Source organism: Chitinophaga sp. G7 BAM 1005, from assembly GCF_057126945.1.
Window position 1 is genome coordinate 1,048,646 of sequence record NZ_CP181478.1, and the last position, 16,138, is coordinate 1,064,783.

At 47.2% G+C, this 16,138-nt stretch carries 13 protein-coding genes; 6 read left to right on the forward strand and 7 right to left on the reverse strand.

The annotated features are described in order from the left end of the window. Positions 1 to 2: 2 nt before the first annotated feature. On the reverse strand, positions 3 to 872 hold the full coding sequence (locus ACMXI2_RS04175; RefSeq protein ID WP_483780454.1) for a MerR family transcriptional regulator: 870 nt from the start codon (positions 870 to 872) through the stop codon (positions 3 to 5). A gap of 177 nt (positions 873 to 1,049) precedes the next feature. On the opposite strand from ACMXI2_RS04175, the gene lepB reads away from it, so the two are divergent. The 3 genes from lepB (at position 1,050) to ACMXI2_RS04190 (ending at position 3,308) form a co-directional block, all read left to right on the forward strand. After that, positions 1,050 to 2,249 carry a signal peptidase I gene (lepB, locus tag ACMXI2_RS04180; protein ID WP_483780455.1) on the forward strand — a complete coding sequence of 400 codons (1,200 nt, stop codon included), beginning with the start codon at positions 1,050 to 1,052 and terminating at the stop codon, positions 2,247 to 2,249. A 109-nt stretch (positions 2,250 to 2,358) separates the two neighbouring features. Then, entirely contained in the window at positions 2,359 to 2,847 is a 489-nt protein-coding gene (locus ACMXI2_RS04185) for a cytidine deaminase (protein ID WP_483780456.1), read from the forward strand. Positions 2,848 to 2,924: 77 nt separating this feature from the next. Further along, positions 2,925 to 3,308, forward strand: coding sequence for a hypothetical protein (locus ACMXI2_RS04190; RefSeq protein WP_483780457.1), 384 nt, complete (start codon positions 2,925 to 2,927; stop codon positions 3,306 to 3,308). Between the two features lie 184 nt (positions 3,309 to 3,492). Here ACMXI2_RS04190 and argS read toward each other — a convergent pair whose 3' ends face one another. The 4 genes from argS to ACMXI2_RS04210 form a co-directional block, all read right to left on the reverse strand. Then, a complete protein-coding gene (gene argS, locus ACMXI2_RS04195) occupies positions 3,493 to 5,421 on the reverse strand; it encodes an arginine--tRNA ligase (RefSeq protein ID WP_483780458.1) in 1,929 nt (642 codons plus the stop codon). A gap of 106 nt (positions 5,422 to 5,527) precedes the next feature. Continuing rightward, positions 5,528 to 6,103 carry a porin family protein gene (locus ACMXI2_RS04200; RefSeq protein ID WP_111579571.1) on the reverse strand — a complete coding sequence of 192 codons (576 nt, stop codon included), beginning with the start codon at positions 6,101 to 6,103 and terminating at the stop codon, positions 5,528 to 5,530. A gap of 81 nt (positions 6,104 to 6,184) precedes the next feature. After that, positions 6,185 to 6,670 carry a GNAT family N-acetyltransferase gene (locus tag ACMXI2_RS04205; RefSeq protein ID WP_483780459.1) on the reverse strand — a complete coding sequence of 162 codons (486 nt, stop codon included), beginning with the start codon at positions 6,668 to 6,670 and terminating at the stop codon, positions 6,185 to 6,187. Positions 6,671 to 6,735: 65 nt separating this feature from the next. Continuing rightward, entirely contained in the window at positions 6,736 to 8,100 is a 1,365-nt protein-coding gene (locus ACMXI2_RS04210) for an OmpA family protein (protein ID WP_483780460.1), read from the reverse strand. Positions 8,101 to 8,370: 270 nt separating this feature from the next. On the opposite strand from ACMXI2_RS04210, the gene dnaK reads away from it, so the two are divergent. From dnaK to ACMXI2_RS04225, 3 genes are all read left to right on the forward strand, one after another. Continuing rightward, complete coding sequence (dnaK, locus tag ACMXI2_RS04215; protein ID WP_483780461.1) at positions 8,371 to 10,278, forward strand: molecular chaperone DnaK; 1,908 nt, start codon at positions 8,371 to 8,373, stop codon at positions 10,276 to 10,278. 231 nt (positions 10,279 to 10,509) lie between these two features. Next, complete coding sequence (locus ACMXI2_RS04220) at positions 10,510 to 13,122, forward strand: 4-alpha-glucanotransferase (RefSeq protein WP_483780462.1); 2,613 nt, start codon at positions 10,510 to 10,512, stop codon at positions 13,120 to 13,122. 62 nt (positions 13,123 to 13,184) lie between these two features. Next, a complete protein-coding gene (locus tag ACMXI2_RS04225) occupies positions 13,185 to 14,225 on the forward strand; it encodes a dipeptide epimerase (protein ID WP_483780463.1) in 1,041 nt (346 codons plus the stop codon). Here ACMXI2_RS04225 and ACMXI2_RS04230 read toward each other — a convergent pair. Next, a complete protein-coding gene (locus tag ACMXI2_RS04230) occupies positions 14,201 to 14,476 on the reverse strand; it encodes a hypothetical protein (protein WP_133256249.1) in 276 nt (91 codons plus the stop codon). The two genes, ACMXI2_RS04225 and ACMXI2_RS04230, sit on opposite strands and share 25 nt — an antisense overlap. Then, positions 14,457 to 16,013 carry a hypothetical protein gene (locus tag ACMXI2_RS04235; RefSeq protein ID WP_483780464.1) on the reverse strand — a complete coding sequence of 519 codons (1,557 nt, stop codon included), beginning with the start codon at positions 16,011 to 16,013 and terminating at the stop codon, positions 14,457 to 14,459. The genes ACMXI2_RS04230 and ACMXI2_RS04235 overlap by 20 nt, the downstream gene beginning before the upstream one ends. Between the last annotated feature and the right edge of the window lie 125 nt (positions 16,014 to 16,138).

The window sequence follows — 16,138 nt, forward strand, 5'->3', positions numbered from 1 at the left end:
GGTCAGCTGAATTCCTGCAGCTCTTCCAGGCTTTTTATTATAAATACATTTGCCGGCAGCGGCATAGTCAATTGCCAGGACTGTGGCCCCGATAACAGGATTTTGATGCCCGGGAACTGCTGTGCAAGCATGCCGGCAAACCGGTTCATCACCTGCTGCGTAACATTGGTAAGCAGATGGGTATAGATGTGGGTCACCGGCCTGGCCGGGGCAAATGCTTCCAGGTCTGCCAGGGGAACATTGGCGCCAAAACTGGTGACCAGTTTGCCACTCTTCTTCAGCAGGTATTGTGCGTACAACAATGGTATTTCATGAAATTCTCCCTCCGGGAGAAATAACAGGTAATGGGCAGTAGCCTGTTGGTTCATCTGCTGGCCGTCGATGGCCGTCATTATTTTGGTACGGATAATATTGGAGCAGAAGTGCTCCTGCGCCGGAATCACATGGCCGGTAAGCCATAGTATGCCTATCTTTTCAAGGAAAGGGTAAATGATTTTTGTAATACAGTGCTCAAATCCCAGGTGTAGTACCTGGCTGTAAAAAACGCGCTCAAAGCGGAAGTAATCGTAGTCGAGCGTGGCGGCAATCAGCTCATTTACCTGGAGGCCGGCGGCAGATCCTTCAGCGGCCAGCTGCAACGACAGCTTATTCTGTTCCTCTTCCGACAAAGCAGCTATGCGCGAGATCCTGATCCCGTGATGATATAAATACGCAATACGCAGTAAGGTTTTCAGATCCTCCCCGTCATAGATCCTGTGATTGGTATCCTTCCGCCTGGCGGAGAATAACCGGAACCGCTGTTCCCAGATCCTGATGGTATGCGCCTTTATACCGGTAAAGTTCTCAATATCCTTAATCGTAAATGTATTCAACGGAGGTATACTAAAACGTCAAATTTAGGCAATTCGGCGTAGGGTACACCATATACCTGAAAATTATAATAAACAATCTTTTAATCTATTTTTAAGAAAACTTTTGTAAAGTAATAGCAACTGGCTAACAACAGAATATTATATTTGCCTTTTTAAGCATCTAATAAGCGTAACTGAATGAACCTGGCATTTTGGAAAAAAAACAAAGACAGTCAGCCTAAGAAAAAGAAATCTGCGGTTAGAGAATGGTTAGACGCTGCGATCTTCGCTATTATAGCAGCCACGCTTATCCGCACCTTTATTTTTGAGGCCTATACGATCCCGACACCTTCAATGGAAAAAACCTTACTTGTGAACGATTTCCTGTTTGTAAGCAAGATCAGTTACGGACCACGTATCCCAATGACGCCACTGGCAGTACCTTTTGTGCATCACACGCTGCCTTTCACCAAATCTGCCAAAGCCTATTCAGAGGCGGTAAAATGGAAATACAGACGTTTACCCGGTTTTTCAGATATCAAGCGGTATGATGTAGTGGTATTCAACTTCCCGGAAGGAGATACCGTAGCCATTGATTCGCCGGATCCCAGCTATTATGGCATGGTGCGGCAGTTCGGCTGGCAGTCGGTTCAAAATTCTTACAAGATCATCCAACGCCCGGTAGATAAAAGGGAAAACTATATCAAACGTTGCATGGCTCAAGCCGGCGATACTATCCGGATCATCAAGGGTGCGGTATATATCAACGGACAGGCAGCACCGGTTCCTCCCGGCAGTCAGCATAAATATGTAGTGGAAACTACCGGCGATCAGCTTAACAGCAGCCGCCTGGAAGACCTGGGCATTGCTACTTCCGGTCCCGACTTCTACCAGCTCGATGCCGGCAGGTACATTTACAACCTCACCCCGGCTAACGTAGCAGCGCTCGAACAATTTAAGCCGATTGTAAAAGACATTAAAATATACCAGGAGTCTGATTTCACAGACTTCAATTACAATAATGTTTTCCCGCATGATACTGCACATTTCAAATGGACCGAAGAGAACTTTGGCCCGATGTATATTCCTAAGAAAGGTGTAACCGTTAAGCTGGATGAAAGCAACATTGCTTTATACGACCGCATTATCCGCGTATATGAAGGCAATACACTGGAAAGAAAAGATGGCAAGTTTATCATCAACGGTCAACCCGCTGATAGCTATACTTTTAAAATGAACTATTACTGGATGATGGGAGATAACCGTAACAATTCCCTTGATTCCCGTTTCTGGGGTTTTGTGCCGGAAGATCACGTGGTGGGTAAAGCCTGGCTGATCTGGATGAGCTATGGAGAAGGCGGTATCCGCTGGAGCCGTATCTTCAGAAATATTAAGTAAGCAACTGCCCGAAATATAATTTAAAGTAAATTACGGACCGGCACTGTGCCGGTCCGTCGTTGTCATACCCCGACAACGGCTATACGAAGAATCCTTTTCAACTGTTGTTATGGAGAAACAATTGCTGCATATCGAATACGAGGTATATGATGATCTTGCCGGTCTTTCCGATGCTGATGCCTGGCTGCTGAAAGAAGCCAGGGAAGTAACGGAATACGCTTATGCGCCTTATTCCCGTTTCCAGGTGGGGGCAGTGATCCGGCTGGCCAACGGTGAAATCATTGCCGGCTCTAACCAGGAAAACGCTTCTTATCCGATCGGGTTATGTGCGGAGAGAGTGGCGCTGGCTTCCGCGGCCTCTGTATATCCCAATATTGGTATTGATACCATTGCTATCAGTTATAATAACCTCAATGGTGAGAGCACACATCCCATTTCTCCCTGCGGGATCTGCCGGCAAACATTGTCGGAGTACGAAAGGAAACAGGAAAGCCCTATCCGGGTAATCATGGGGGGATTAAGCGGTAAGATATATGTGATCAGCCGTGCTAACGACTTGCTGCCCCTTTCATTTAGCGGAGATGAACTGGGTTTGTGATTATTACATATAGATAAGTTTTCATTTACAATATATTATTTATATATTTACCCGGCGCCCCATAAGTGCTGCGACCTATGAAACCCTGTCAGCTATCAGTTAGTATCTGTTGTATTGTATTACTTACTGCAGTGTATAGTGAACCGGCAGCCTGTTACTTTGATAAAAAAGAAGTGAACTACCGTCCGGGGCTACACGTTTTTAAGGATACCCTGAAAAGAGTTAACCGTTATCAGCATCTGGCACACGACTTGTACGAAAGGAAACTTTTTAAACAGGCAATAATGCAATGGAAAAAAGTTTTACACTTGCAACCTACCAATGCTTTTGCTATGTTTATGCTCGGAAAATCGTATATGGGTGCGGGTGAGCAGGAGAAGGGAGAACGCCTGTGCGATGAAGCCATCATAATGGGAGAGCTACATGATAAAAATATTTGCCACAGTGTAGAGGGATTTTAAACAGCGCATAAAGGATAGGCAAGCTCCTTTTTCGCTGCGCTGCTTACTGTGGTATTTTCTTCGGCGATTTCGGCCACGACGGCTGCAAGTTGCTAACGCTGCCACCCGTAAGGGCTGCAGCGTTTTATGAAAAAGAAAAGGAAGGCATCACGCCTTCCTTTTTTGTTTATCAGTTAAATCGTTATTACATTCTTTCCGGTACACGGATACCCAGCAATTTCATGCTTTGGGCAATGGTGTGAGCGGTGAGCATGATAATCTGTAAACGCAGTTTCTTCTTTTCTTCACTGGTTGCGCGGATAATAGAATAGGTAGGTACCCCTTCCACTTTCTCGGCATAAAAGGAATTGAATAACTGTGCCAGCTGGAACGCATAGTTGGCAATCACAGAAGGACTCAGCTCGCGGTACGACTCTGCGAGTATACCAGGAAACTGTTCGTTCAGTATGATCAGTTCCTTTTCCAGCGGCAGCAATTCTCCTTCGTAGGTGTATGACTCCAGACCTTCCGTTGTGCCGGCATCCCGCAAAATGGATTTGATACGCGCGTACGCATACTGGATAAACGGAGCCGTGAACCCGTGCAAATCGATTGATTCTTCCGGATTGAAGATCATTTTCTTTTTAGGATCTACACGAAGCAGGAAGAATTTCATGGCCCCCATGCCTACGGTATCATACAGTTCGTTGAGTTGCTCATCGGAAAACGCATCCAGGTTTTTGCCGGATTGCTGCGTTTTTTCGGCGGCTGTATTCACCATTTCCGTAATCATATCATCTGCATCCACTACGGTGCCTTCCCGGCTTTTCATCCGGCCATGCGGTAATTCCACCATGCCATAGCTGAGGTGGTGAATACCTTTGGCAGAAGGTTCTCCCAGTTTCTCCATAATCAGCTGGAGTACCTTGAAGTGATAGTTTTGCTCATCTGCTACCACATATACGCTCTGGTCCATCTGGTACTGCTCATATTTCAAACGCGCCGTACCCATGTCCTGGGTCATATATACAGAGGTGCCATCTCCGCGGAGCAGCAGTTTCTGATCCAGCCCGTCGGCGGTCAGGTCTATCCATACAGAGTTATCTTCTTTTTTAAACAGCACGCCTTTCTCCAGTCCTTCTGCTACCAGGTTTTTACCTAACAGGTAGGTTTCACTCTCGTAGTACATCTGGTCGAAATCAATGCCAAGACGTTTGTAGGTTTGATCAAAGCCTTCATATACCCAGCTGTTCATGGTGGCCCACAGTTCCCTTACTTCAGGGTTGCCGGCTTCCCATTGCTGCAGCATGATCTTCGCCTGCTGCATGATCTCTGTTTTATTACGCGACATCTCTTTGATGTCGTCCATGATCTTGGCCGACTTTTCTTTATCGTCTTTTACTTCCGGCTTATGCAGGGCAGTAGCCAGCTTCTCCAGCTTTTCAGTTTCGGCGCTGTCGAAGTCACGGAAATCATTTTCCAGTACACGGTCGATGATAATTTCTGCTTGTTCCTTCACTACAGATTCAAACTTCACGTAGTAATCGCCCACCAGGTGATCGCCTTTTATACCGGTAGATTGCGGGGTATCGCCATGTGCAAACATTTGCCATGCCAGCATGGATTTACAGATGTGGATACCACGATCATTTACCAGGTTGGCTTTGATCACTTCATAGCCATTGGCTTTCATAATTTCAGCAATGGAATATCCCAGGAAATTATTTCGCAGGTGACCGAGGTGTAAAGGTTTGTTGGTATTGGGAGATGAATATTCTACCATGATCTTTTTACCATTGGCAGGCTGTATCCCGATATTTACGTCACTATAATGTTGCTGCAGGAATTTTGTCCAGTAGGCATCGTTAATGCTCAGGTTCAGGAATCCTTTTACTACATTGAATCGCGCAATCAGTTCCGGATAGTGGGCAGTCAGGTATTCCCCGATACGTTGTGCAGTTTCTTCCGGTTTCTGCCGGCTGAATTTTGTAAAAGAGAAAACGACAATGGTATACTCACCTTCGAATTCAGGCTTGGTGGTATTAATAGCAATATCTGCTGCTGTTAATTGCTGATCGTAAAGTGAATTAATGGCGGCCACGGCGGCCGTTCTGATGGATTGTACAACACTCATGCTGAAAATGATTAATGCGAGGGGCAAAGATAGTTAATTAGCCGAAAGCAGCGAAGGTTGTCTGATAAAGACAACCTTCGCTTATCCGGAATATTTTATTCCTGCATTAAAAAGTGTAAAACACGCCGATCTGTGCTACAGAGTTTTTGCTGTCTACTTTGTCGGAATCATACACATTGGTAAGGCCAAAATTATACCTGCCACTGATACCCAGGCCCATATCGAATTTATAACCAAAGCCGAAGCCCAGTCCAAAGTCTACGGATTGCATATCGTCTTTGATATCTACGGTTACGTCGCCGGATTTAACCTTGGCTGCTGTGAGAAAGCCCACCTGCGGACCGGCTTCCAGGTAAAATTCAGGTACAATGGAATACTGCACCATTACCGGTACATTAATATAGTTAACCTTTACTGTGTTGGAAGTGGTTAACCATAATACACTTCTTTCTGCTTTGGTACCCTGGGTAGAATATAATACTTCCGGTTGGATAGCCCAGCTTTTATCCAGCCCGATGTTAACAAGACCGCCTGCGTGAAAGCCTGCGAGGGTTTTGGAGCCGTCGGTATCTGTTAGTTTGGAGATATTCAAACCACCTTTAACACCGAATTTTACATTTTGTGCTTGTACTGCCAGCATAGTTCCAATGGCTAATACACCAGACAGAATAAGTTTTTTCATGATGTGTTATTTTGTAAGCCCCAGTTGGCAAGAAGTGTGCCGGTTTACAAAGAGGAATAAAAATCCACCTGTTGCGGAAAACTATAAATCTTTCAGCATCCAGCTGTCACAGCCAAAATGGCCGGTATTACCCATTGGACCTGTCAGGTACCTGAATCCGAACTGTTCATATACTTTTCTGGCCCTGGCCAATTCCGGGGCAGTTTCCAGGTAGCATTGCGTGTAGCCGTTTTGTTTGGCGAAATCAAGGCACAGGGTGATTAGTTTGCCCGCCAGTCCTTTTCCACGGGCTTCGGGCAGGAGGTACATTTTCTGTAGTTCGCACACATGTGCTTCACCGCCATCCAGCGGGTGAATGCCGGCCCCGCCAATTATTTCACCGTTTGCCACAGCTACATAATAAACGGCACGGGGAATATCAAACAGTTGGGACAGGTGGTTGGTGGTAGGGTCTGAAAACGCGGTACCGGCCTTGTTCATGCCGAATTCTGTTAACGTGGTTTTTACTATGTAGGCAATTGCCGGATCGTCTGCTGGCGCTATTGTTCTGATGATGTATGGTTCCATAAAATGAAAATAGGGATTTTTTGATTTTCACATCAAAAAATCCCTATGGTCTTATAGTCAGCCGGTTAGAATATTGTAAACTCTACTCTTCTGTTTTTCTGCCTGCCTGCCGCGGTTTTATTGGAGGCAATAGGTTGTGTCATTCCATAACCTACGGCCTCAATTTTAGACCCGTTCACGCCTTTTTCAACAAAGTAAGCTTTAACGGCTTCGGCTCTTTCTCTTGACAGGGCGAGGTTCCGTGATTTGCTGCCAACATTGTCGGTATGGCCGCTCAGCTTCAGGTTGAGGTTTTTGCGTTTCAGCAGTTCTGCCACCCTGTCGAGGGCAGGATAGGAGCTGGGCTTGATACTGGCCTTCGCAAATTCAAACTCCAGGTTCTGAATGGCTTCTCTTACAAGACGGTTATCTTCTTCTGTAATCACTACTTTTTCTTCTTTCACTACTTCCGGTACTGGCAGCGGACAACCGGAGCCGTCTACTTTGGTATTGGCAGGTGTGCCCGGACATTTATCGAAGAAGTCGGAAACGCCGTCTCCGTCACTGTCTTTTGTCAGTTTATCCACATCAGCCGTCAACCTGGCATTGTTCTGATTGGCAGCATCCAGCGAGGCCGCGAGGGTGGTCTTCTGGGCTTCCAGCTCGTCATACATTACTTTGGCCGGATTAGACCACTGCAGTTGTTTTTTACCTTTCTTTCCCAGGGCAAATTCCAGTCCTGCGTAGCCATAGGAGTACTTATCCTTATTGGGGCCGTAGTTGTAACCGTCGAGGTTATCCCCATCGGTGTAGTACATCGTGTAGCCGAGATCGAGGTTAATATACTCTGAGAGCCTGAATTTGAGGCCGGCGCCAACGGGGATAATCAGTTCCTTGATGGCTTTATCTTCTGCTTTGTAGGGAAAGCTGGTGTTATCGTTTCTGGTTACGGTAGGTTTATAGCCGGCCAATCCGCCGCCCACAGAGGCGTACAGCTGAACAAAGTTCTCCCGGAATAACCAATTGACAGTAGTGATATTAAATACGGCATTCAAAGTTCCCGACCAGTTTAACTTGGTTTCGTATGATTTATATGGTCTTACAGGAAGCGAGCCATTACCGAGTTCCTTGCTGTTATCTGCCTGGAGTTTACCACCCACGTAATCTGCCCGCAGGGCGAGGAAATGAAGGATCTGGTATTTTACGTAGGCGCCGTAACCAAAGGATCCTTTCCATTTGGTAAAGTCATTACTGCCACCGGTGGCAGCCACTGGCGCCAATACGCCGCCGTTTACGCCAATTGACCATGTTTTATAGTCACTGGGTCCACTGAATAATTTCGCTGTGGGTACAGCTGCAGAAGTGGCGGAAGGTTGATCCTGAGCCTGGCTCATCATTGGGGTGGTTGCTAACAATAAGCACGCAGCCCTCCATAAAATGGATGTGTTCATAAGAAATAACGGTTAGGTTACACAATTTGTATGATCATAAAACAAAGGGTCAGGAATAAAATAGCTTAAAGGAAGGCGAGGTTATGAACAAATTAAGCGATACAGTTATTATTTAATAAAAGGTGTGTTTACCAACAGGCTAACTGCGATCTATGATCAAATATAGGGTACCTGACTGACATAATTTCATATTTTTTTGCTTGGCATAATCATTGACAAACCAACGACAAACACGAAAATACTTACAACTAAAGGATAATCTTTAATACTATGGGAAAAATAATAGGCATTGACTTAGGAACTACCAATTCATGCGTTGCCGTAATGGAAGGTAACGAACCGGTAGTGATTGCCAATGATGAGGGCAGGAGAACAACCCCATCTGTAGTGGCTTTTTTAAAGAACGGAGAAAGGAAAGTAGGTGACCCCGCAAAGCGTCAGGCTATTACCAACCCCGTAAACACTATTATGTCAGTGAAGCGTTTCATGGGCCGTCATTTTGACGAAGTTGCCAGTGAAGTGAGCCACGTTACATATAAAGTGGTAAAAGGGGACAACAATACCACAAGAATTGATATAGACGGCAGATTATATACTCCGCAGGAAATTTCAGCAATGATCCTGCAGAAAATGAAAAAAACGGCCGAAGACTACCTGGGCCAGGAAGTAACAGAAGCAGTGATCACTGTACCTGCCTACTTTAATGACGCGCAACGTCAGGCTACCAAAGAAGCCGGTGAAATTGCCGGTTTAACTGTTCGCCGTATTATCAATGAGCCTACTGCTGCGGCACTGGCTTATGGTATGGACAAAAAACATCACGACAGCAAAATCGCTGTATTTGACCTCGGCGGTGGTACCTTCGATATCTCTATCCTGGAATTAGGTGATGGCGTATTTGAAGTAAAATCTACCAATGGTGATACTCACCTGGGTGGTGACGACTTCGATAAAGTGATCATGGATTGGCTGGCAGACGAATTCAAAAAAGATGAAGCAGTAGATTTACACAAAGATCCAATGTCATGGCAGCGTTTAAAAGAAGCTGCTGAAAAAGCAAAGATCGAATTATCTTCTTCTCAGGAAACTGAAATCAATCTCCCTTATATCACCGCAGTGGATGGCGTTCCCAAACACCTGGTGAAAAAATTAACCCGCGCTAAATTTGAGCAGCTGAGCGACAGCCTGGTGGAAAGAACACTGGAACCTTGCCGCAAAGCGCTGAAAGATGCCGGTATGAACACTTCCGAAATCGACGAAATTATACTGGTAGGTGGTTCTACCCGTATCCCTAAGATCCAGGAAGTAGTAGAAAAATTCTTCGGTAAGAAACCTAATAAAGGCGTAAACCCGGATGAAGTAGTAGCCGTAGGTGCTGCTATCCAGGGTGGTGTACTGACAGGTGAAGTGAAAGACGTACTGTTACTGGACGTTACTCCGCTGTCACTGGGTATCGAAACAATGGGTGGTGTAATGACCAAACTGATCGAATCCAATACCACTATCCCTACCAAGAAATCTGAAACCTTCTCTACTGCAGCAGATAGCCAGCCTAGCGTGGAAATCAATGTGCTGCAGGGTGAAAGGCCAATGGCTAACCAGAACAGAACCCTGGGCCGCTTTATCTTAGGTGATATTCCTCCTGCTCCGCGTGGCGTTCCTCAGATCGAAGTAACTTTCGATATCGATGCCAACGGTATCCTGCACGTAACTGCAAAGGATAAAGGCACCGGAAAAACACAGAACATCAAGATTGAAGCTGGTAGCGGTTTGAGCAAGGAAGAAATCGAAAAGATGAAAGCCGAAGCAAAAGCCAACGAATCATCAGATAAGGAACAACGCGAAAAGATCGAAAAGCTGAATAAAGCAGATAGCCTGATATTCCAAACCGAAAAACAGGTAAAAGAATACGGCGACAAACTGCCTGCCGATAAGAAAGCAACTATTGAAGCGGCACTTGAAAAGCTGAGAGAAGCACACAAATCACAGGATAGCGCACAACTGGATACTGCTACCGCAGAACTGGAAGCTGCCTGGACTGCTGCTTCTGAAGAGCTGTACAAAGCCTCCCAGGGTCAACCGGAAGGTGCACAGCCTGGTGGCGGTCAGCAACAGGGCCAACCTCAGGGTGGTGGCAACGATAGCGTTACCGACGCAGAATTCGAAGAAGTAAAATAACGCGGATCTTGTCTTTCTCAGGATTAGACTGATTAAGCTGATTTCTTTGATTTTACTTTTTAGATTATAAATGATTTAGGGGAGATATAGGCGAATATAATCGCTTATATCTCCCCTAATCTTTTTAAATCATAAGTGATCAAATCCGTAAATCAACATAATCAGTCTAATCCTGAGAAAGACAAAATCCGCCCATTTTTTCCTACTTTGTTCCGGCTTAGCCGGGACCAGATGAGTTATAGTGTACGTTTTTATCTCCGTTATTATACTTACTACGGGCAGGATCTATACCTGCTTGGTAATTTACCCGCATTGGGTAATGAAGTCCCCCTGCATGCCCGCCGTATGCAATGGGGAAATGAAGAATGGTGGCATACGGATATTCAGCTGGCTCCCGGTGATACTTTTACCCTGCGATACCAATACCTGTTAAAAGAAGGGGAAGAAGTAGTATATGAAGGCGCCGTGCGTGAATTTGGTTTCATCCCCGGAGAACAGCATGATATTATTTTCATAGACGCCTGGAATGACGCTTATCACCCGGAAAATACCTGGTTAACGGCTCCCTTCTCACGTGTTTTTTATAAAAGAACTGCCACCCCGATTACTTCCATACTAACTGCCACGCATATATTCCGCGTACAGGCGCCCCTGTTAGCTGCCGGTAAAACCGTTTGTTTGCTGGGTAGTGATCAGTCGATGGGGAACTGGAACACCAGTAACCCCCTGCTGCTGCAATACGATGAACAGGGCTGGTTTTCTATAGCACTGGACCTTTCCGGCGAAACGACCCCTGTATATTATAAGTACGGTATCTACGACCTGGAGCTGCAACAATTTGTTCAGTATGAAACTGGCAGCAATCGTGAACTACATACCACTGCCACAACAGGGCGGCAGGTAATTTTACACGACGGATTTTTGCGCATTGTGCATAACCCCTGGAAAGGCGCCGGTGTGGCTGTACCCGTGTTCAGCCTGCGCAGCCCCGAAGGATTTGGTACCGGCGAATTTGCAGACCTGCCCGCATTGGCGCAATGGGCGCAGCACAAAGGCTTGCAACTGATACAGCTGCTACCGGTGAATGATACCATACAAACCGGCACCTGGAAAGATTCCTATCCATATGCCGCTATTTCTTCCTTTGCGCTGCACCCGCAATATGTCCGCTTACAGGATATAGGCAGCCTGTCTGCACAACACCCGTTGCAACGGCAATTCAACCGGCTACGGCAATGGCTCAACGAAAAAGAAACCGTAGACTATGAAGAAGTGATGTCGTTTAAGCTGGCCTATCTGCGGGCGCTGTTTGAAGCGGAAAGGACCCGCCTGCAAACAGCTGAATACCGGCAGTGGCTGGCTGCCAATGAATATTGGTTGCTGCCTTACGCAGTGTATTGCCTCCTGCGCGACCGCTATGGAACCGGCGATTTCGCCCGGTGGCCGGAGTATAACGTATATGATTATACGGCTATAAAGCGGCTGGCAGCGTCAGATAAAATTGCTGCAGCGGCAGTGCAGTATCACTTCTTTGTACAATATCACCTGCACCGGCAACTGGCTGCCGCCAGCACCGCAGTACACAGCTACAACGTAGCATTGAAAGGGGATATTCCCATTGGAGTGGCCCGCCACAGTGTGGATACCTGGATGAACCCGGATCATTACCACCTGGATATGCAGGCCGGCGCGCCACCAGACAGCTTTACCAGCGAAGGTCAGAACTGGGGTTTTCCCACTTATAACTGGAAACGGATGATGGAAAACGGATTGCAATGGTGGCAGCAACGGCTCCGTCACCTGTCTGTTTACTTTGATGCCTTTCGCATTGATCACATCCTCGGCTTCTTCCGCATCTGGCAGATTCCCCATGAGGCGATACAGGGAATCCTTGGATATTTTCATCCAGCCGTTCCCGTTACCCCGGAGGAAATCCGCCGTCGCGGCATTTACTTTGACGAAAACAGGTACTGCCTGCCCTATATAACAGACGCTATCCTCGGGGAACTATTTGGTAACTACGCAGGCATGATGAAAGAACAGCTGATGCGTCCCTTGCCGGATGGGCGTTACCAGCTGTTGCCTGCTTACAGCACGCAACGAAAAGTGGCGGAATCGGGATTGCCGGAAGCAATAAAAACAATTCTCTATACCCTGATTGCGGATGTATTGTTTATAAAAGTAACGGATTCCGGCAAAACGTTGTACCATCCCCGTTATGATATGGCCGCCACCAGGTCGTTTGCCGCGCTGGATGCCAGGAGCAGAGAAGCCCTGGCGGCATTGTACCACGACTACTTCTACCTGCGGCAGGAAAGCTGCTGGCGCAGGGAAGCGCTTGATAAGCTCCCCCTGATAAAAAGGGCTACGCATATGCTCATCTGCGGAGAAGATCTCGGCATGGTGCCCGCCTGCGTACCTGGCGTAATGCAGGCACAGGGTATTCTGAGCCTGGAAATTGAACGCATGCCCAAATCCGGGGATGCGCTCTTTGCAGACATATCAAAGGCGCCCTACCTGTCTGTTTTAACCCCTTCCACGCACGACATGAGCACCCTGAGAGGGTGGTGGAAAGAAAACACATCTGTCTCCCGGAAATACTATCAGCAACAACTGCAACATACCGGACCAGCTCCCGCCACCGCCACACCGGAACTGATCCGCGAAATTATCAGGCGGCATATGACGGCTCCTGCCATGTGGCGCATCTTCCAGGTACAGGACCTGTTGGCGGCGGAAGCCCCGGAAAGCAATGGGCATCCTGATACGGAAAGGATCAATATTCCCGCAGTAGCATCGCATTACTGGCGTTACCGCGTCCCGCGGAACCTTGCGGACAGATGACCGGGCGCAGTTAACAATATCATAAATGCGTTGTATTTTCACAGAAAGAACCCGTTAGTAAAATGAAGCTCACCCTTTTTCCTTTTGAACTGAAATTCAGGCACACTTTTACGATTTCCCGTAAGTCAAAAGATCTGCAACCCCTGCTGGTAGTAAAGCTGGAACAGGAGGGCAAGAGCGGGTTAGGTGAAACCGCCGACAATGCCTATTACCAGATGACCGTACCACGGCTGATGGCAGATCTTGAACAGCACCGTTCTTTTATTGAAAATTATAACCTGCATACCCCCGGGCTTTTCTGGCAGGATATGTACCCGCTGCTGAAAGATAATATGTTTGCATTATGCGCGCTGGACATCGCTGCGTGGGACCTGTACGCCAAACAACAGCAACAGAAACTCTACGAGGTATGGGGACTGGATATTTCGCATAACCCACTCACCGACTATACCATCGGTATTGATACTATTGAAAATATGGTGCGGAAACTACAGGAATTTCCGTGGCCTATCTATAAAATCAAACTCGGCACAACGGAAGATATTGCCATTATCAAAGAGCTGAGAAAGCATACCACGGCTGTTTTTCGCGTGGACGCCAATTGTGCCTGGGGAGTAGAGGAAACCCTGCGGAACGCTGTTGCCTTAAAGGAGCTGGGCGTGGAGTTTATTGAACAGCCGATGGCTGCAGCAGATAAAGAAGGAATGAAACGGGTATATGACAAAGTAGTGTTACCGGTTATTGCAGATGAAAGCTGTATTGTAGAGCAGGATGTAGCCCAATGCCACGGCTATTTTCACGGCATCAATATCAAGCTCACCAAGTGTGGAGGCATTACCCCGGCACTGCGGATGATTGCGGAAGCAAAGCGTTTAAACATGAAGGTAATGACCGGTAGTATGAACGAAAGCACGGTAGGCACCTCTGCAGTGGCGCATCTGTTGCCGCTGCTGGATTATGTGGATATGGACGGACCGTTGCTGCTGGCAGAAGATAGCGCCGATGGTATTAAGATGGAAAACGGTCGTATTATTTACGCCGACAGGTGGGGAACAGGTGCTGAGTTGCTAAATGAGGATCACTCTTCTTCTTTCCACGTCTGAGCAAGGAAAACATAGTCTTCAATGCAGCCGGTGGCCACTATTATTTTGCCGGCCAGCGGCATCAGCGGGTTAGGCATAAAAGGATTTGCCCCTGATGGGCGTATCAGGTAATCTCCCTGATCTGTTACCAGGAATACGCCGAGGTGTTCACTTTTACTGTGTTTACCAAATGTGCGGAGCACTAAACGCCCGGTAAGTGTAATAAAGGGACTGTTTTTGTCCCTGTTGCTGTTATCTGCTGACATATTCACGATACCCCAGTATTTGATTATTCTTTTCTTTCACCACTATCACCTTTGTTGAAGGCGAGTCCCCAATGGTGGCAGATTCCGAAAATACGTGAAATTTTACAGATGACATGGAACCGCTCACATCTTCTTTAACCGCGGGGTTATTTTTCTTGTTTATAAATACCTTCGGATCCCTTTTTTCGGCAAAGTTTTTTTCATCCAACAGCTTGTGTATCGCATTGTGCAGCGCGGGATCTGTGGCATGCGAGCCGTCGGACGGGTGGGGTACGGCGATAAAGTCGTCCAGCATTTTACCCCGTGCTTCGAGGTTATCTCGGCGGTTTTGCAGGGTGTTCACAAAAAGCTGTGTATCACCGGGGCTGCTGGGATCTTTGTCGTTGATCACCGGTTGCCACGACGGATCACCCAGCAGGTAAAACTGCGCGGCTGTTTTCAGTTCGTAGGGGTCCAGCGTGGGGCCCATTTCATTCAGGAACCGTTGCCTGGCCTCCAGCAGGGCTCTCCCGGTGGAGGCGCCGTTTAGTACATTGATTACAAAATACTGTGTAAGCAGATCTGCCAGCCCCTGCCCGGTGGGTGGGCCATAGGCAATATTGGAGCTGCCTACAAAAGCCAGGGCATGATTCAGCAGGTAGCTGTTGGCCATACTGATCCGCTTACCGCTGTTTTTCTTCGGGTCAAACAGCTGGCCGCCATAGCAGCATTCTGCCGCTACAATGGTGCCGTGAGTGATTTTATCTTTCAGTATATCTGATCTGAGCGCCAGTGGAAACTCGGTGGATTTTTGTCCGTAAAACCCCGGATTATAGATTGCCCCGTGGCAATTGATGAAATGCGTTTTCGCCTGTAGTTGTGCGGCGGTCCAGTTGGTACCGTTCAGCGTTTCATCGCTGCCGGGAAATATCAGCAGATTGGCGGTACTGCCAAAAATGTTCTGGAGCGTGTTCTGGGTGGAGTGCTGCCAGTCGAAAGTGCTCATTGAAAAATAGGGAAGGTAGTCGCCCTGTTGGGAGGGCACTGCCGCCAGTATATTGGTGATGAGCGTGTGCAGGTAAGAAGCATCCGCCACGCCGGGGATATCCGGCAGACGGCCTACTACCCGGGTGGGCGAAATAAATTTACCCGGGTCTGTATCATATGGCGTGTCGCACGCATAGGGTAAATCACTGGGGATAAAGGTATCAGGGTCATTATCTCCCGGTAATAAATTCTTCAGCCGCTGAAACGGAATGATGTCCTGTGAGCCCAGCAACAGGATGTATCCGGGTGAAAAGAACCGGTGCAGCTCATCAATCGCTTTTTTATTCTGGGCATCGTCCGTAGCCTGTGTCACTGCGGTAGATTGGCAGGCTTGCATCTGTGCGGCATCATCAAGGAAAATAATGTGGGCATCCAGGTGCCTGTTGTTATCAAATGCCTGTAATGCGTTTATATCATCCAGGATCTGCTGGTGAGTGTCGCCATATTTCTGTTGAAGGGCGGATTTATTGGTTATAATGAGTTTTGTTGTCAGCATATTAATGTGAGGGCCTGCCATAATTATCCTGATTAAGCGTTCAAAAATATTGAATTAAAGGGTAATATGGTACCGGTCTCCAAACAATATTAATATTTCCCTGCGCAAGGTATTTGCATACTGAAAAAGTAAACCGTATTTTTCAG